General features: G+C 60.8%; 12 protein-coding genes and 1 pseudogene. 6 read left to right on the forward strand and 7 right to left on the reverse strand.

Annotated elements, in window-relative coordinates; translation table 11 throughout:
* Nucleotides 1–20: 20 nt before the first annotated feature.
* The 4 genes from ACYZT3_RS09725 to pvdM form a co-directional block, all read right to left on the reverse strand.
* The gene (locus ACYZT3_RS09725) at nt 21–1670 is read right to left on the reverse strand and encodes a cyclic peptide export ABC transporter (protein ID WP_282378515.1); all 1650 of its coding nucleotides are present in this window, start codon (nt 1668–1670) and stop codon (nt 21–23) included.
* Nucleotides 1671–1907: 237 nt separating this feature from the next.
* Nucleotides 1908–2771, reverse strand: coding sequence for a dihydropyoverdine dehydrogenase (gene pvdO, locus ACYZT3_RS09730; protein WP_462031971.1), 864 nt, complete (start codon nt 2769–2771; stop codon nt 1908–1910).
* Nucleotides 2772–2793: 22 nt separating this feature from the next.
* On the reverse strand, nt 2794–4074 hold the full coding sequence (gene pvdN, locus ACYZT3_RS09735; RefSeq protein ID WP_462031972.1) for a pyoverdine-tailoring periplasmic protein PvdN: 1281 nt from the start codon (nt 4072–4074) through the stop codon (nt 2794–2796).
* 30 nt (nt 4075–4104) lie between these two features.
* A complete protein-coding gene (gene pvdM / locus ACYZT3_RS09740) occupies nt 4105–5454 on the reverse strand; it encodes a pyoverdine-tailoring dipeptidase-like protein PvdM (protein WP_462031973.1) in 1350 nt (449 codons plus the stop codon).
* 223 nt (nt 5455–5677) lie between these two features.
* Between pvdM and pvdP the strand changes: the two genes are divergently transcribed.
* Nucleotides 5678–7297, forward strand: coding sequence for a pyoverdine maturation tyrosinase PvdP (gene pvdP / locus ACYZT3_RS09745; protein WP_282378525.1), 1620 nt, complete (start codon nt 5678–5680; stop codon nt 7295–7297).
* Nucleotides 7298–7408: 111 nt separating this feature from the next.
* Here pvdP and ACYZT3_RS09750 read toward each other — a convergent pair whose 3' ends face one another.
* Genes ACYZT3_RS09750 through ACYZT3_RS09760 form a run of 3 tightly spaced genes read right to left on the reverse strand, consistent with a single transcriptional unit; the run spans nt 7409 to nt 11969 of the window.
* Entirely contained in the window at nt 7409–8803 is a 1395-nt protein-coding gene (locus ACYZT3_RS09750; protein ID WP_462031974.1) for an efflux transporter outer membrane subunit, read from the reverse strand.
* 7 nt (nt 8804–8810) lie between these two features.
* On the reverse strand, nt 8811–10784 hold the full coding sequence (locus ACYZT3_RS09755) for a MacB family efflux pump subunit (protein WP_462031975.1): 1974 nt from the start codon (nt 10782–10784) through the stop codon (nt 8811–8813).
* Nucleotides 10785–11969 (reverse strand): efflux RND transporter periplasmic adaptor subunit, encoded by a 1185-nt coding sequence (locus ACYZT3_RS09760; RefSeq protein WP_462031976.1) that lies wholly within the window; start codon nt 11967–11969, stop codon nt 10785–10787. It abuts the gene before it with no gap.
* Between the two features lie 274 nt (nt 11970–12243).
* Here ACYZT3_RS09760 and ACYZT3_RS09765 point away from each other — a divergent pair, with 274 nt between their 5' ends.
* The 5 genes and pseudogenes from ACYZT3_RS09765 to ACYZT3_RS09785 all read left to right on the forward strand — a co-directional run bounded on the left by ACYZT3_RS09765 (nt 12244) and on the right by ACYZT3_RS09785 (nt 18516).
* Nucleotides 12244–12726, forward strand: coding sequence for a sigma-70 family RNA polymerase sigma factor (locus tag ACYZT3_RS09765; RefSeq protein WP_282378534.1), 483 nt, complete (start codon nt 12244–12246; stop codon nt 12724–12726).
* Between the two features lie 146 nt (nt 12727–12872).
* On the forward strand, nt 12873–14210 hold the full coding sequence (locus ACYZT3_RS09770; protein ID WP_462031977.1) for a lysine N(6)-hydroxylase/L-ornithine N(5)-oxygenase family protein: 1338 nt from the start codon (nt 12873–12875) through the stop codon (nt 14208–14210).
* A gap of 506 nt (nt 14211–14716) precedes the next feature.
* A pseudogene (gene mgtA, locus ACYZT3_RS09775) lies at nt 14717–17263 on the forward strand (magnesium-translocating P-type ATPase).
* Between the two features lie 93 nt (nt 17264–17356).
* Nucleotides 17357–17770, forward strand: a complete 414-nt coding sequence (locus ACYZT3_RS09780) for a response regulator (RefSeq protein WP_462031978.1) — start codon at nt 17357–17359, stop codon at nt 17768–17770.
* A 110-nt stretch (nt 17771–17880) separates the two neighbouring features.
* Nucleotides 17881–18516 carry a response regulator gene (locus ACYZT3_RS09785; RefSeq protein WP_462031979.1) on the forward strand — a complete coding sequence of 212 codons (636 nt, stop codon included), beginning with the start codon at nt 17881–17883 and terminating at the stop codon, nt 18514–18516.
* Nucleotides 18517–18518: the final 2 nt, after the last annotated feature.

Below are 18518 nucleotides of genomic sequence, written 5' to 3' on the forward strand. Positions count from 1 at the left end.
CTCCTACGGGGGCCGGGTTGTCAGGCGGGGGCCAACTCGGTGACGACCCGTCCGCTTTCCATGCGCACCAGTTGGTCCGCCACGTCGAAATAACGGTCATCGTGGGAGATCACGATGATGGTCTTGCCCAGACGTTTGAGGTCCGGCAGCAACTCGGTGTAGAAAATCCGGCGGAAGGTCGGGTCCTGATCGGCCGCCCATTCATCGAACACCAGCACCGGACGTTCCTCCAGCCAGGCATTGACCAGGGCCAGGCGTTTGCGCTGGCCGGTGGAGAGGTCGGTGGTGGTGAAGTTGCCGTCCTTGACGCTGACCTTGTGCGCGATCTCCAGCCGTTGCAGGTATTGGTTCGCATCTTCGGGGATGTGCTGATCGCCCTGGACCACATCATCGAACAGGTAATAGTCGGCAAAGATGGTGGTGAACAACTGGCGATAGTCATCGCGGTTCTGCGCGTCGATCGCTTCGCCGTTGACGCGGATTTCGCCCTGTTGCGGTGTGTACAGGCCCAGCAGCAGCTTGATCAGCGTGGTCTTGCCGCAGCCGTTCTCGCCGACAATAAAGGTGATGTCGCCTTGCTTGATCGTCAGGTTCACCGGCCCGAGCTGGAATGGCGCAGCACCTTCGGCAGCCGGGAAGCTGAAACGCACATCGGCCAGTTTCAGTTCGTGTACCGCTTGTTTGACGTTGCCTTTATCACTCAGCAGCAGGTGAGGTTCCGGGGTGGAAAACTGCTCCGAGAGTTCGGCGATGCGGCGGAAGGCGATCTGCGCGCGGCTGACGATTGGCAAGGTGCTGATCAAATGCTCCAGCGGACCTTTCATGTACAGCAGCACCAGCACGAAGCCGCTCATCACGGTTTTGTCGGCACTCGGCCAAAAGGTTTGCAGGGCCAGGGCCAGGCCGATCACCACAAAGAACAGCATCGAGCCGAACGTCTTGGCAATGACGAAGGTGTTGATCGAGCGCACCTGAGTGTTGCAGATGAACTCGGCCGTTGCCTTTATGCCCGAGACGAACATGCGCTGGCGGCGTGGACGATGAATGCGCAGTTCCTTGGCACCTTCGGCAATCGCGTTGTAGTGCTTTTGCAGTTCATCTTCGGCCTCACGGGCAGCCATGAAACCCTGCACTCCTTTGCTCTGAGCGTAAGCCTGAATAGCGGTGCCGATCAGGATCGCGGCGACCATGATCAGGAACATCGGCCACGACAGAATGGCCAGGTAGCCCATGCAGCCCAGGGTCACGGTGACGGAAATGGCCAGCGGCGCAAAGGCGAAAGCGAAGTCGCTGATGGTGTCGACGTCGTGGGTCAGCACCGGAATCAACCGGTGGCTGCGATAGCGCTCGATGTGTTCGATCGGTGCCGAGAGAACCTTTTCACCCAACTGTTTACGCAGTTTGGCGATGATGTGCTGGCCCACATAGTTGGTGCCGATGTCCGAACAGATCGAACTGGCCAGTGCCAGCAAGCACAACCCGGCGAACAGGGCGACGACGCCCTGGGTCAGGCCGGTGTCCGAATGCAGGGCGTTGTTGATGGTCGCCAGCAATACCGTGACGCTCAGGCCGCCGACCATGCCCAGGAAAATGGACGCGGCGACGATGAGCCGAAAGGGTTTCAACAGGGCGAACAACTCGCCGATGGCACCACGGGTAGGCTGGGTCATGGAAGACAGTTCCTTGGGTCGTAAAGGCAGATACCCAGTAGAACGTCTGGTGGAAGGCTTAATTTACAAGGTCGCCGATTGGTGGCGATCCGATAATAACTGCGTGCCTGATGATCGTTCCCACGCTCCGCGTGGGAATGCATCCCGTGACGCTCTGCGTCACATTCACCAGCGGAACGCGGAGCGTCCCTGGCGGCATTCCCACGCGGAGCGTGGGAACGATCAACACCAGAAAGCTTAAAGGTCACGCACGATACGGAATCCCATCCAGTCGCCGCGCTCTTGCGGGTACTGGCTGTTGCGGTTGCCGGAGCGCGAGAACACCGGCGCTTCACCCCAGTCGTTGCCGCGAATCCGCACGGCTTCGCACGTGGGCTCGACCCAGGCGCTGCCATCGGTGGGGGCACCGACGTAATCAGGGTGTTCGCAGTCTTCGACCCATTCGTAGACGTTGCCGTGCATGTCGTACAGGCCGAAGGCGTTCGGCGGGTAGCTGCCCACTGGCGAGCTGTAGCTGTAACCGTCCGCGGGGCCATACGTATTGGCGTGCTTGGCGATGCTGTATTCCTTGCCTTCATCGAACGGGAAGGGGAACGGCCCTTTGCTGCCGCCACGCGCGGCATATTCGCGTTGGGCTTCGCTGACCATGTGGTACGTCTGCCCGGTCTTTTTCGACAGCCAGGTGACATAGTTTTTGACGTCGTCGAAGTTCATGCACACCGCCGGTTGACGCGGGCTCTGCGGATAGCGCGGCTTGCTGGCGACGCACTCGCGACCCGGCCGGGTGTCGCCATTGGCGATGGTCACGCCACTTTCGCGTACGTAGCTGTCCCATTCGCCGGCGGTGACCTGGAAGCGGCTCATGGCGAACGGTTTGGCAAAGGTTACCTCGTACATCGGACTTTCATCAGGCTCGCGCCCGACTTCGTCGTCCGGCGTACCCATGGTGAAGGTGCCAGCCGGCAGCACAACCATTTCCGGGCAGCCCCGGCAGTCCTTGAACACTTTGCCTGGTTGCGCCGGTGCGGCGGCCTGGGCGGCGGTCGGCAGCAGTCCTGCGAGGAGGGCAGTCAGCGTCAGAGTCAGCAGATCACGGTTCATGAGTCATCTCGATTAAAGGAAATCACAGGCTCTTGCTCAACACGGCCATGAAACGGTCGATATCGTTTTCGGTGTTGAGCAGGCCGGGGGCGATGCGGATCACCGGGCCGACGTCGCGGTCCACCGAGTCGCAGACCACGCGGTTTTCCATCAGCTGGACGGCGACTTTTTCGCAGTCCCGGTCCTTGATCCGGAAGAAGGTAAAACCGGCCGACAGGTCTGGACTTTTTGGCGTCACTGTTTCGATCTGCGGGTGCTCCAGCAGACGGTTTTTTGCGTAGGTATTGAGCGCGTGGATGCGCGCCTGGACCTCGGCCTTGCCCAGCTCCAGGTGCAGCTTGAAGGCTTCGTTCAGGGCCCAGCGATGCTCAAAGCTGTGATAGCCGCCGGGGGTCATGAGGGTCGAGAAGGTGGTGGCTTCGGAGAACGTCGGGATGGTCGGCGTCACGTCCTTGAGTTCGGCCGAACGCGCGCAGATGATCCCGGTACCGCGCGGGCCGAACATCCATTTGTGGGTGCCGGCAATGAAGAAATCGCAGTGCATGTCGGGGAAGTCGAGGTCCTCGACGCCGAAGCCATGGACGCCGTCCACTACATACAGGATGCGGTCCTTGTCCTCGCGGTTGCGATTATGTTCGTCCACCAGTTTGCCGATCTCGCCAATCGGCAGTTTCACACCGCTGCCCGATTGCACCCACGTCATGCCGAGCACTCGGGTTTCAGGGCGAATGCCTTTGGCGATCGAACCCAGCACTTCATCCACTGAAAGGGTGTGACTGTTCTCGAACAACTTGAGCTTGCGAACCTTGACGCCGTCCTTTTGCTGGCGGTACGCCAAGGCGTAGTTGGTGGCGTAATGTTCGTGTTCGCTGGTGAGGATTTCCTGGTCGGGGCGCACATGAATGCCGCCATAAATCAGCGACAGGCCTTCGGTGGTGCTGCCGGTGAGGGCGATTTGCTCGGGCTTGGCCTTGAGGTAGCGACCGGCCCAGACGCGCACTGCTTGCTCGCGCTTTTCGGTTTCCCCCAGGTCCCAGTCCATGGCCCGACCGGGATTACGGTCGAGGTTGGCGCGGTGCATGTCGATGGCTTCACGCACCGGTCTTGGGTGTGAGGTCACCAGAAAATTGGCGAAGTGCAGGTAATCCGGGTCCTGATTGAACATCTGGCGCAGTTGCGCCCATTTATCCTTCGGCAGCGGCGCCGGATTGGCGGCCAGCGCCGGCAGGTTCACGGCTGCGCCCAAGGGCAGGCTGGCCGCGAGAATACCGGCCTGCTTGAGGAATGAACGACGGTTGGTCATGAGCTCGATTCGCTTTTGCAAAAGAGGGGATCAGTTCTTGGCGACAGGCTTGGACGATTTTTGCACCTGGTCCCAGACCCGCAGGAAATTGCCGCCCCAGAGCTTGGCGATATCAGTTTCGCCGTAGCCGCGGCTGATCAGCTCGGCGGTCACGTTGCGGGCCTCGCTGACGTCTTTCCAGCCGTCCAGGCCGCCGCCATCGTTGAAGTCGGAACTGATGCCGACGTGGTCGATGCCGATTTTCTTCACCGCGTAGTCGATCGCGTCGCCGTAGTCCTTGAGCGTGGCCTTGGGCTCCTCGTCGACGATGGCGTAGAGCTGGCTGGCGTATTCGCCGAAGCGTTGTTCGGACCAGACGGTGATCACCGGATCCCCCGGCATCAGCGCCATCTCCAGGCCTTGCAACGGTTGCAGGTCGAAGCGTGCGCGCAGGGCGTTGAGTTTGTCCTGGGTGGCCTGGCTGAGTGGGCGGATGTAGGTCGGGAAACCGACAATCTGTACCACGCCGCCGCTGTTTTTGATCAACTGCATTTCCTGATCGCTGAGGTTGCGCGGGATGTCCACCAGCCCGCGTGGCGCGGAGTGGGAAGCGACCATGGGTGCACGGCTCAGCTGGGCGACTTGCTCCAGTGCCTTGGTCGACATCTGCGAAACATCGATGATCACGCCGAGGTCGTTGAGGCGGTGCACGGCTTGTTTGCCAATCTCCGAGAGGCCGCCGAGGGCGTCCCGCGAGTCATTGAAAAACGGCAACGGCCGGGACGAATCTGCCCAGGCGTTGTTGCCCACGTAACTGAAGCCGAACATGCGCATGCCCCGGGCCGCCCATTTGTCCAGGGCATTCAGGTCGTTGCCCAGCGGATAGGCGTTGAGCATGCTCATGAAAATCGCGAACTTGCCTTCGCCGTGCAGGCGGCGGAAATCGTCGGGGGTGTAGGCGATGGCGACCTGATTGGGGAAGTCACGAACCAGGGTACTGATGATTTTGTAGCGGGTTTCCTGCTCGAACCGTGCTTCGTCGACAAAACCGGCGGTTGGGCGGTGCGGGGCGTTTTCGCCGTTCCAGATTTCCGGCCAGCCGAAGATTGTCAGGGCCGCACCGGACAGGCGTCCGCGTGCGGACTTGACCAGGTCGAACTGCCCGGTGCCGTCCTTGTCGGCTTCATTGCCGGCGGTGCCGAAGTCCAGCGGAACGGTGACGTGGCTGTCGAAGGAAAGGATCCGCTCGTGCAACTCATCGGCCTGTTTCATTACCTTGACCGAGTAACCGGGATTGTCCTTGAACCCGTAATCCCAGGCCGCAAAGCCTGCACCGGCGCTGATCGCCAGGGCCAGCGGCAGGCCGATGTAAAGCGCCTTTTTCGAACGTGGTTTTGTCATTGCCGTCTCAGTCAGGTTCGCCGTTGGGGGGCAGGCGCAGGGGCCTTTGCTATCTGGGAAGAACGAGTGACCGACGAGAGAATTTAGGTGTTTGTGCTGACACCATGGTGATCGTTCCCACGCAGAGCGTGGGAACGATCTTTCGGGGGCATCATAAATTTTCGGTGGCAACAAACGTTCTAGCTTGGATAAAGCCTGCTTCATGGCTGACACAGGTAGGGCAATGACGATTTCTCGACGATGGTTCATGGCAGGCCTGGCGCTGACCGGCGCCGCGGTGCCTGCGGCTTTTTATGGGCATCGTGAATGGACGAAACCGGATCCGACGATCACCCCCGGCGAAGCTTCGTTCGATGTCGCGGATGTCGCTGGCCAGCACTTGGCGAACACCTTGCGCGGTGTCTGGCAGATTCGTTTCGAGGGGCCTGACGCTGGCATCGAAGGCCTGCCACGGGACGGGCTGGAGGTGTTTCTCGACATCGGTCACAAAGGTCGCGGCTTGAGCGGGTTCCTCGACACCGCCGAACGTTTGCGTTCGAGCGAAGCGCCGCGTTATCGGGTGCTCGGCGACCTGGCCGGCGCCAACCCGGCGCAGTTGCGCTGGCGACTGCTCAGCGCCAGCGGCACAGCGGACTATGAATTCAGCATGGCGCTGGACGAGGTCTGGGCCGGTTTCGGCAACGCCGGCAGCGGCACCCTCAGTGGTCGGGTGTTGAATCTGGACCGTCCGTTGATGTTGACGGCGCAGGACAATCGCTTCATTGCCGTCAAGCGCGTGTTCCCCGAAGCCCGCGAGCGAACCGGCCTCAATCCGACGCTGCTGGCCTGGCTGATTTCGCCCGGGCATCGACTGTTCCACCAGCTCTGGCATGCCTCCCGGGACAAATGGCACACACTGTCCGAAGACAAGCGCGCAGCCCTTCGCGGCATTGGTTGGCAGCCTGGCCCGCGAGACAAGGAGCGTGATGCCCGTGGCGCGCGCAAGGATCGCAACGGCTCGGGGGTGGATTTTTTCTTCATGCACCGGCACATGCTCGGCACGGCGCGCTCCCTGCAGGACTTGCCGTCCTGGCCGCATTTCCCGTTGCCACAGCCGGAACTGGCGCGGGATCGACTCGGGTTTGCCGATTATTTCGACAACCACGACGGCACCGCGCTGCCGCCGACCTGGCTGGCCGATGACGATGCCGAGTACTCGCAATGGGTCAGCGACATCAAGACCGCCGAGACCTACCACAGCAATTTCCAGGTCTGGGAGTCGCAGTACCGCGATCCGCGTTATCTGTCGACATTGACCCTGGGTCAGTTCGGTTCAGAGGTGGAATTGGGGCTGCACGACTGGCTGCACATGCGTTGGGCCTCGGTGCCGCGTGATCCGTCCAACGGTCAGCCGGTGCCGTTTGCCCGGGATCCGGCGGACTTTTCCGCTCGCTGGTTTGCTCCGGAAAACGACTTCCTAGGCGATCCGTTTTCGTCCCACGTCAACCCGGTGTTCTGGCACTTCCATGGCTGGATCGACGATCGTCTGGAAGACTGGTTCCGCGCGCATGAGCGTTTTCATCCGGGGGAGGTCAGTCGGCTTGAGGTGAAGGGTGTGCCTTGGTTTGCGCCGGGACGTTGGGTCGAGATCGACGACCCGTGGCTCGGCCCGAGCACTCATGGTTGCAGCACTACGCCGGGGTTACAGACCGGCAAGTCGGTCGAGATGGACCCGGAAACCATGAAGCTGGCGTTGCGGATTACCTTTGGGGATGACGAGAAGAAGCTGGAGGATTTGTTCCGCAAGGTGCCGCAGCGGCCTTGGTATGCGCGGCATTTGAAGGCCAAACCGGTCGTCACATGATCGTTCCCACGCTCTGCGTGGGAATGCCTCAACGGACGCTCCGCGTTCGGCTCTCGATGGGACGCAGAGCGTCCCGGGCTGCATTCCCACGCGGCGCGTGGGAACGATCAATTACAGTGTCTGCCACCCCCCACCCAGCGCCTTGTACAACGCAATACTCGCCTGCAACCGCGACAACCGCAGCTGCACATTCAAATCCTGCGCCGCATACAGCGTGCGCTGCGTCTCCAGCACCGTCAGCAAATCCTCGGCTCCGGCCTGATAACGGCTTTGCGCAATGTTGAATGCCGTCTGCGCCTGGTTCAGTTCTTCACCTTGCCACTGCCGCTGTTCGTCCAGTCCGCGAATGCTGTTGAGGGCTTTTTCCACATCGGCGAACCCATTGATGATCGCCCCGCGATACGTCTCCAGCAGTTCTTCCTGGCGGGCCGTGGCCTTGTCGCGCTCGGCACTCAGGCGCCCATTGTTGAAGACTGGCGCGAGCAATCCAGCGGTCAGGTTGTAGAACGGACTGCGCAGGATGTCGGCTGCGCGGTCGGCACCGGAGCCGATGTCTGCGCTCAGGGTCACGGCCGGCAGCATGGCGGCGCGGGCGACGGTGACGTCGGCCTGTGCGGCGGCCAGTTGTGCTTCGGCACGGGCGATGTCCGGTCGACGGCTGATCAGTTCACTGGGCACACCGGCAGCGATGGTTGGCCATGACAGTTGATCAAAGCGTTCCTGGCCCAAAGACAATTCCTGTATCGGCCGGCCGAGCAGGGCGGCAAGACTGATCTGCGCGTCCTGAGCCTGTTGCTGCACCAGCGGCAATTGTCGTTGTTGTGCGGCGACCAGACTTTTCTGCTGCGCCAATTCCAGCGCCGTCGCCGAGCCTGAGTCAAAACGCGTCTGCACCCGTTTCAAAACATTCTGCGCGTTCGCCAGATTCAACTCGGCAATGCGACTTTGCTCACGCAACGACAAGCTTTGCGCGTAACTGTTGGCGACGCCGCTGAGCAGCGTCAATTCCACGGTCGCCTGATCGAACTCACTCGCCTGCAAACCGAATTGTGCGCCTTCACGGGAAGCGCTTTGACCGCCCCAGAAATCGATTTCGTAACTGGCGCTGAGGCTGGCGTTGAAGTAATCGACGGCCTTGTTGTCGCTGTCGGCATCAAGCTGGCTGTAGCCGTTGCCGCGCAATAGTTTTTCCCGATTGGCGTTCAGGGCACCTTTGACTTCGGGTAGCAGCGAACCACCGACAACGACCGTTTCAGCCCGAGCCTGGCGCACCCGGGCGATGGCGGCGGCCAAATCGTAACTGCCGACCCGGGCCTGTTCGATCAGGCGATCAAGCTCGGGGCTGCCAAACTGCGTCCACCATTGCAGGTTGCTGCGTGTGGCATTGGCGGTATGCGGCGACTGCCAGGAGGCGGGCGGCTGGAGGCCGCTGTCCGGGCGCTGGGCGGGACTGCCGCAGGCGCCGAGCAGCAGGCAGAGGGTCAGCAGACTGAGTTGCGGCTTCATGGAGAGATCATTCACTGGTAAGGGCCGTGACCGGGTCGAGTCGGGCAGCTTTGCGGGCCGGCATGAAGCCGAAGACAACACCGGTGACCAGGGCGCAGCCGAAGGCGCCGAGCACCGCTATCAAGGAGAACGCGACAGCGACTTCGCTGAGGATCAGCACGCCGCCGACGATCAGCGCCAGGGCGATCCCGGCGAGCCCGCCGACCACCGAAAGCATCACCGCTTCGGTGAGGAACTGGCGCAGGATGTCGCGTTGGCGCGCGCCGGTGGCCATGCGGATACCGATCTCACGTGTCCGTTCGCGCACGGTCATGAGCATGATGTTCATCACGCCGATGCCGCCCACCAGCAACGAAATCGCGGCAATCGAGCCGAGCATCAACGACAGGGTATTTTGCGTGCGTGCCTCGGCTTGAATCATTGCCGCGTTGTTGGTCAGTTCGAAATCCTTTTTGCCGTTGTGCAATCGCAGCATCAATTGCTCGATGGCTTTTTCGGTCTCCTTGACCTTGCGCGCATCGGCGGCGGCGATGGCCACGTATTCGGGATTGTGGGTGCCGAACAGCCGCACACTCGCAGCGGAATACGGAATGGCGATGCGGTCGTCGCTGTCGGAGTCGCCGGAGCTGGCGCCTTTTTCGGCAAGCACGCCGACCACCTGGAACGGCACGTTCTCAATCAGGATGTACTGGCCGATCGGGTTGGCGACGTCCTTGAGCAACTTGGTCCGCACCTTGTGGCCAATCACCGCGACCGCCGCCGCATTACGTTCATCGTCTTGAGTGAAATAGCTGCCTTCCACCACCGGCCAGTTGAAGATGTTCGGGAAGTTGGTGTCGTTGCCGCCGACGTAACTCAAGTGGTCGAGGTTGCCGAAACGCACCCCGGCCTCCTGGCCATTGACCGGCATGATACGCATCACTTGGGGCAGGCTCGCCACCGCTGCGACGTCATCCAGGGTGACGATGCCCAGTGGTGTTCGCGGGTTTGGCGACGAGCCGCTGAGGTAAATGATGTTGGAACCGAACGCGCCCATTTGCGCCATCACCTGGCGCTTGCTGCCTTCACCCACCGCCAGCATCACCACCACCGACGCGACGCCGATGATGATCCCTAGCAACGTCAGCGCGGTGCGAAAGCGGTTGATCCACATCACCCGCCACGCGGCTTGCACGGCATCGACCAGTTCGCCTTTCCAGGCCCCGGTGGCTTCGGCGCCTTCGGTGAGGCGCTTGCGCAAGTCCACCGCTTGCAGCGCGCCGGGATTGGCCGACGCCTGTACTTCGGGGTTGTCCCGGGCGCTGTCGCTGATGATCAGCCCGTCGCGAATTTCGATGATGCGTTTGGCCCGCGCCGCCACTTCGCGGTCGTGGGTGATGAGGATCACCACGTGGCCCTGGCTCGCCAGTTCGTCGAGCAGGGCCATGACCTCGGCACCGCTGTGGCTGTCGAGGGCGCCGGTGGGTTCGTCGGCGAGGATGATGTGGCCGCCGTTCATCAAGGCGCGGGCGATCGACACCCGTTGTTGCTGGCCGCCGGAGAGCTGGTGCGGACGATTGCCGGTGCGTGAAGCCAGGCCGAGACGGTCGAGCAGGGCGGCAGCGCGGGCGTGGCGTTCGGCGGCCGGCGTGCCGGCGTAGATGGCCGGCATCTCGACGTTTTCCTGGGCCGAGCCGGACGGGATCAGGTGATAACCCTGAAAGACAAAACCAAAGGCTTCGCGGCGCAGCCAGGCCAGTTCGTCGCTGTCGAGTGCGGCGACGTTTTCGCCGGCGAAGCGGTACTCGCCCGAGGTCGGACGGTCGAGGCAGCCGAGGATATTCATCAGCGTCGACTTGCCGGAGCCGGAGGCACCGACGATCGCCACGAACTCCCCGGCATGGATCGACAGGTCGATGCCGCGCAACACGTGAACTTCTGGTGAGTCGCCGCCGCCGTAGGCTTTGCGGATGTCCTGCAGGTCAATCAGGGGCGTCTGCATTCAGCCGCCACTCCCGTCGGCCGGGCCGATCAACAGGTGATCGCCTTCCTGCAAGCCGTCGAGGACCTGCACCCGCAGGCGATCGCTGATGCCGGTGCGTACGTCGCGCTGCTCGATGCGGCCATTTTTGGTGACGACCTGCGCGGTCTGACTGTCGGTCTGATTGTGGGTTTGAGCGCCGACTTGCAGGGCCGCGATGGGCGCGGTGAGGACGTTTTTCGCCTGCTCAGCGACGAAGAATACTTGTGTGGTCATTTCCGCCATCAGCGCGTTGTCGGCGTTGTCGACGTCCAGCAGTACGGTGTACAGCACCACGCGAGCGCTGCCGCTTTTACTCGAACTGGCCGGGCTGCCGCCACCTTGGCTGGTTTGGTCCAGTGGCTTGGGCGTCACGGGCAGAATTTGCCGCACGGTGCTGTTCCAGCGACGGTTGCCGCCGCTGAGGGTGGTGAACCAGGCGGTCATGCCGGGTTTGACGTGACCGATGTCGGCTTCCGACACCTCGGCCCAGACGGTCATCGGCGACAACCTGGCGATGCGCAGAATCAGTGGCGTCTGCTGCTGGGCGTTGAGGGTCTGGCCCTCACGGGCGTCGAGTGCAACGACGGTTCCGCTCATGGGCGCATAAATTCGCGTGTAACCGAGTTCCGCCTGATCGCTGCGCAGACTGGCCTGGGCCTGGCGGATCTGCGCCTGGAACATGTCGATACGGGCCTGGGTGGCGCGCAGTTCGGCCTGGGCGGTCTGCACATCTTCTTCACGGGTGGCGCCACCGGCCTTGAGGTTCTGCTGGCGCTGGAATTTCTGCCGGGCGAGGTCGTGCTGCGCCCATTGCTCCTGCAGCTGTGCCTTGAGGTTTTCGATGGAGAAACGCCCGGCGTCGAGTTTGGCCTGCTGCGTGGAGGGATCGATTTCCACCAGCAACTGGCCATCCTTGACGGTGTCACCTACTTCCACGTGGATCTTGTGGATCTGCCCGGACGCTTGGGCACCCACGTCGACATAGCGGCGAGGTTGCAGAGTGCCCAGCGCGGTGACGCTGCTTTCGATGTCGGCGCGGGTGACCTGAACGGTGGCGAACTGGTCGCGGCCGGGCGGGATGATCCGCCAGGCGGCCACGGCGATAACGGGGATCAGACAAAGTGCTACAAGCAGTGCGCGTCGGGTCTGTCGGGGACGTTTCATGCAGGGTTCCGGCCAATGAATATCGGCCCGTCGTTCAAAACCGTTGAATAGGGACGGGGAGCTGTCCTGTAAACGAGGAAAGTGGCAGGAAATTTAGGCGACGACGCTCCCACAGTTCAAGACTATTTGTCGGGCAAGGTGAAGCAACACTTTAAATCTATATGAGAATTACTATAAATTACGCGCCTCGAACTGCCACTATCGTGCCACTGCCTATGTCGGCGGTCGTCGATCTGGCTCAAGGACAGAAACCGCACCCCTGCGGCCGGGAGTCATGTTGGAAAACTACTATCGCGAGCTGGTGTGTTTTTTGAACGCCAAGCTGGGCAACCGTCAGGTGGCCGAAGATGTGGTGCATGACGCTTATCTGCGGGTACTGGAGCGTTCCAGCGACACGCCGATCGAGCAGCCTCGGGCGTTCCTGTATCGCACCGCGCTCAATCTGGTGATCGACGACCATCGGCGCAATGCCCTGCGTCAGGTCGAATCGCTGGAAGTGCTCGACAACGAAGAGCGCTACTTCACCCCATCGCCTCACCACAGCCTCGATCACGGTCAACGCCTGGAGATGCTCCAGCGTGCATTGGCGGAATTGCCACGGTTGTGTCGCGAGAGTTTCCTGCTGCGCAAGATCGATGGCCTGTCGCACCCGGAGATCGCCCAACACCTGGGTATTTCCAGGGCCCTGGTGGAGAAACACATCGTCAATGCGATGAAGCATTGCCGTGTGCGGATGCGTCAATGGGATGCCCATTGATCTTTTCTGCTTCATCAACATTGCGTTAAATTTTGTTTCATTGTCCTCGTTCCCTTCAACAGACGACTTGCTGTCCTGCTCAAGGCCGGTCAGGTCACGTAGGCTTATTCCCCGCAGTAGAGGGGTTCATCCAGAGGACACTGGAAATGACACAGGCAATTGCATCGCCCATCGTTCACGACCTGATCGGCGTCGGCTTCGGCCCTTCGAACCTGGCGCTGGCCATCGCTCTGCAGGAGCGCGGGCCGAGTCAGGGCGAGCTGGATGTTCTGTTTCTCGACAAGCAGGCCGACTACCGCTGGCACGGCAACACCCTGGTGACCCAGAGCGAGTTGCAGATTTCCTTCCTCAAGGACCTGGTGACCCTGCGCAATCCGACCAGCCCTTACTCGTTCGTTAACTACCTCAAGCACCACGGCCGTCTGGTGGACTTCATCAACCTCGGCACCTTCTATCCGTGCCGTATGGAGTACAACGACTACCTGCGCTGGGTCGCCGGGCAATTCACCGAGCAAAGCCGTTACGGCGAAGAAGTGCTGACCATCGAGCCGGTGCTGCACAACCAGCAGGTCGAAGCACTGCGGGTGATCTCGCGCGATTCCCAAGGTCAACAGCACGTTCGCACCACCCGTTCGGTGGTGGTCAGCGCTGGCGGCACACCGCGCATTCCCGAAGCGTTCAAGGCACTCAAGGGTGACAGTGGCGTCTTCCATCACTCCCAGTACCTGGCGCAGATGGCCAAGCAGGCGTGCGTGAACAATCAGCCGATGAGCATCGCGATCATCGGCGGTGGGCAGAGCGCGGCGGAAGCCTTTATCGATCTGAACGACAGCTTCCCTTCGGTACAGGTGGACATGATCTTGCGCGGCTCGGCTCTGAAGCCGGCGGACGACAGCCCGTTCGTCAACGAAGTGTTCTCGCCGGAGTTCACTGACCTGGTGTTCCAGCAGGCGAACAGCGAGCGCGAGCGACTGGTCAACGAGTACCACAACACCAACTATTCGGTGGTGGACATCGACCTGATCGAACGCATCTACGGCATCTTCTATCGTCAGAAAGTGTCGGGCATCGCGCGCCATGCGTTCCGCACCCTGACCACGATCGAAAAAGCCACCGCCACCGAGCGCGGTATCGAGTTGGCAGTACGCAACAACGCCACGGGTGAAGTCACGGTCCGTCATTACGACGCCGTGGTGTTGGCCACCGGTTACGAGCGCCAGATGCACCGCAAACTGCTGGCGCCGCTGGAGCAATACCTGGGTGATTTCGAAGTCGATCGCAACTACAAACTGATCACTGACGAGCGCTGCAAGGCTGGCATTTATATGCAGGGCTTCTGCCAGGCCAGCCACGGCTTGAGCGACACCTTGCTGTCGATCCTGCCGATCCGCGCCGATGAGATTGCCGGCTCTTTGTATGACCATGGCAAAAACCGTGGACACAGCCGTTCGGTGGTGGATTTGTTGCTAGCCACCGCGAGCTGACTCCACACCTTGATCGTTCCCACGCTCTGCGTGGGAATGCCTCAACGGACGCTCCGCGTTCGGCTTTGAATGGGACGCGGAGCGTCCCGGGCTGCATTCCCACGCGGAGCGTGGGAACGATCTGCGCAGCAATCCTGAACCCTTCCTGAAGAACCTCGCGATTCCCCCATCCCACGCCTTTGCATCGTTTACTCTCCAGAAATCGGGGCGTAAGCTTCGTGCGTTTTCAATCAATAGCGGAGACCCACAGTGGGTACTTGTTCGAGTGACAGTAGTCGGCCGGTTTCGATAACCGGCACCTTCCCGGCAAGATAACGCGCCACTTTTCGTGCCGTTGTCTCGCCGAAAAGCGAGCAGCGGCATCCCGAACGCGGCCAGTCCTGGCCCGATTCCCGACGTCCTCTCATCGACGCTGAACCGTGCGTGATGTTCGACTTTTTCGTCGTCATCGCGGCGTATCGACACGCCTGCTCGAAGGTTTCCCGGCCGACCCTTGGGGAACTGCCATGAACCTGACCCTGCTCAAAGAATTCTTCGCCGGATTCCTGCGCACCCGCCACATCGCCCGACACTTCCGTCGACTGGCGCTGCTGGAAAACTTCACCGCCATCACGGTCAGCCGCGAGGTGCCGCCCTCCCTGGCGCAAACCCTGGTAAGCGCCGCCAACAGCGACACCGGCCAACTGCTGGACAAACTCGGCAGCCACACCGATGGCTTGAGCGAGCTCGAAGCCGATGCACTGCGCGCGCAATACGGCCTCAACGAAGTCGAGCACGAACAGGCTCTGCCGTGGTGGACTCACCTGTGGCACTGCTACAAAAACCCGTTCAACCTGCTGCTGACATTGCTCGCGGTGATCTCCTGGCTGACCGAGGACATGAAAGCCGCCATCGTGATTTTTTCCATGGTGGTGCTCTCGACCTTGCTGCGCTTCTGGCAGGAAACCAAATCCAACCAGGCCGCCGATGCCCTCAAGGCAATGGTGAGCAACACCGCCACGGTGTTGCGTCGGGACGCGGCACGTACCGAGTTGCCAATCAAACGGTTAGTACCGGGCGATCTGATCGTATTGTCGGCCGGCGACATGATCCCCGCCGATTGCCGGGTGCTCGGCGCCAAGGACTTGTTCGTCAGCCAGGCCGCGATGACCGGCGAATCGATGCCGGTGGAAAAATTCCCCCGTCAACAGGACAGCGACACCCGCAACCCGCTTGACCTCGACAACATTCTGTTCATGGGCACCAACGTGGTGTCCGGCACGGCCATGGCGGTGATTCTCACCACCGGCAACAACACCTATTTCGGTGCCCTGGCCCAGCGGGTCGGCGCTACGGATCGCGCACCCACCTCATTCCAGACCGGCGTCAACAAAGTCAGCTGGTTGCTGATCCGCTTTATGTTCGTCATGGCGCCGCTGGTGTTGTTCATCAATGGCTTCACCAAGGGTGACTGAACCGAAGCGCTGCTGTTCGCGCTGTCGATTGCCGTGGGCCTGACCCCGGAAATGCTGCCGATGATCGTCACCTCGACCCTGGCCAAGGGCGCGGTGTTCCTGTCGCGCAAAAAAGTCATCGTCAAACGCCTCGACGCGATCCAGAACTTCGGCGCCATGGACGTGCTCTGCACCGACAAGACCGGCACGCTGACTCAGGGCAAGATCTTCCTGGCGCGCAATGTCGATGTCTGGGGCAACGACTCCGATGACGTGCTGGAAATGGCCTACCTCAACAGCTACTACCAGACCGGCCTGAAAAACCTGCTGGACGTGGCAGTACTCGAACACGTGGAACTCCACCGTGAACTGAAAGTCGGCACGGCGTTTTGCAAGGTCGACGAGATCCCGTTCGACTTCACTCGCCGACGGATGTCGGTGGTGGTCGCCGAGCGAGATCATTCGCCCTTGCTGATCTGCAAGGGCGCGGTGGAAGAAGTGCTGGCAGTCTCCACGCGAACAGGCGCTGACGCTGATCGGTTACGTGGCCTTCCTCGATCCACCCAAAGAAAGCACCGGGCCAGCCCTCAAAGCGCTGGCCGCCCACGGCGTCGCGGTGAAAGTGCTGACCGGCGACAACGAACGGGTGACCGCGAAGATTTGCCGCGAAGTCGGCCTGGAGCAGCAAGGTCTGCTGATGGGCAACGACATCGAGCGCATGAGCGACGCCGAACTGGCGGTGGCGGTGGAGTCCACCAATGTCTTCGCCAAACTGACGCCGTCGCACAAGGAACGCATCGTGCGTCTGCTCAAGGGCAACGGTCATGTCGTCGGCTTCATGGGCGACGGCATCAACGACGCGCCAGCGCTGCGCACCGCTGATATCGGTATTTCGGTGGACAGCGCGGTGGACATCGCCAAGGAAGCGGCGGACATCATCCTGCTGGAAAAAAGCCTGATGGTGCTGGAGGAGGGCGTGTTGGAAGGGCGCCGGACCTTTGCCACATGCTCAAGTACATCAAAATGACCGCCAGTTCGAACTTCGGCAATGTGTTTTCGGTGCTGGTGGCCAGCGCGTTCATTCCGTTCCTGCCGATGCTGCCGTTGCATCTGCTGGTGCAGAACCTGCTTTATGACATTTCGCAGATCGCCATCCCGTTCGATAACGTCGATGAAGAAATGCTCAGCAAACCCCAGCGCTGGCAACCGGCGGATGTCGGGCGTTTCATGCTGTTCTTCGGACCGATCAGCTCGATCTTCGACATCAGCACATTTGCCCTGATGTGGTACGTGTTCGACGCCAATACCCCGGATCACCAGACCCTGTTCCAGTCCGGCTGGTTCGTGGTCGGGCTGCTGACCCAGACCCTGATCGTGCACATGATCCGCACGCCAAAGATTCCGTTCCTGCGAAGCCGCGCGGCGATGCCACTGATGGTAATGACCGTGATCATTATGGCCGTGGGTATCTTCCTGCCGATGGGACCACTGGCGCACTACTTCAAACCGCAGGCGCTGCCGTCGCTGTACTTTGTGTTTTTGCCAGTGATTTTGCTGGCGTACATGGCACTGACCCACGCGGTGAAAGGCTTCTACATTCGCCGGTTTGGTTGGCAGTAAAGGGTGCTCATTTAGGAAAGGTCCTACAGAAAACGCGACAGGTCTTCCGTAGCCTTGCGCCCTCACAAATCCGACACCTTCTGGGGGCCCCTGTTGTCGAACAAAGCCATACGTATCCTGATCGCCGACGAGCTGCATTTTCACCGCATGAAGGTTGAGCGGTTGTTCAATCAACTCGACTACTACCGGATAGCGCCGGTGCACAGCCTGGGAGAGCTATTGGCCCTGGTCGAATACGGTTGCGAGCCAGTTGATCTGGTCGTCATCAATGCATCGCTGGCGGGTCGAGCGTTGAACCTGCTCGATTTCTTCCTCGATAACCAACAGGTTCATCACGCTTTGATCTACGACGGCCAGCAGGCGCAGTTGCCGCCCATTCCTGCCTGCGATCAACAGACCGTTCAGGTGAGCCATGCGACGTTGCCTGATTTGCCGTCCATCCAGCGGCTGATGGCGATCATCGATCCTCGTCTCCCGTTCGTCGGCACTGTCATTTCTGTCAGGTAGTTGCGTCCGGATTTTCATGCAAAAGTCTTTGCGCAGCCGGTGCGTTTAACCGGGCCGGGCTCATGGGCATTGAGTTCTCAATCGTCGTGTTTTTTGCACAGGAAGTTGACATGAAGTCAGTGCCGTCAGTACTGGTTGGAGACGATCATCCGGTGGTCCGTGCCGCGGTCAAAATGGTATTGAAAGAAGAAGGCTTCAAACAAATATACGAAGCGTCCAGCGGTAACGAGGTTTTATCGATTGTCCGGGAGCATTCACCCGATCTGGTGGTGCTGGATCTGGTGATGCCCGGTGGCGACGGGCTGGATGTGCTGGCGCGGATCCACGCCAGTCAGGTGCCGTGCCGAGTGCTGGTCTTCACGTCGCAGGAGCCTATGTTTTATCAGGATCGGTGCATGCGCGCCGGTGCCGCGGCCTATGTCGCCAAGACCAACACGTTGCAGCATTTGCACAAAGCGGTTCACGCCGTGATGGCCGGTTATACCTATTTCGCCCAGCTTCCCTGTGCGTCGGTGTCGCTGAACACGTTGCAACTCAGTGAAAAACAGATGATCGACACACTCTCCGACCGCGAACTGGCCATCTTTCAGCATCTGGCCCGAGGCATGAGCAACAAGGTAATCGCCGACATCATGCACCTGAGCCACAAGACCGTCAGTACCTACAAGACCCGTTTGATTGAAAAACTCAACGTGGAAGCGTCGGTGCACCTGAGGGATTTTGCCAAGCGTAATCATCTGATCTGAGT

The organism is Pseudomonas sp. MDT1-16, from assembly GCF_054898115.1.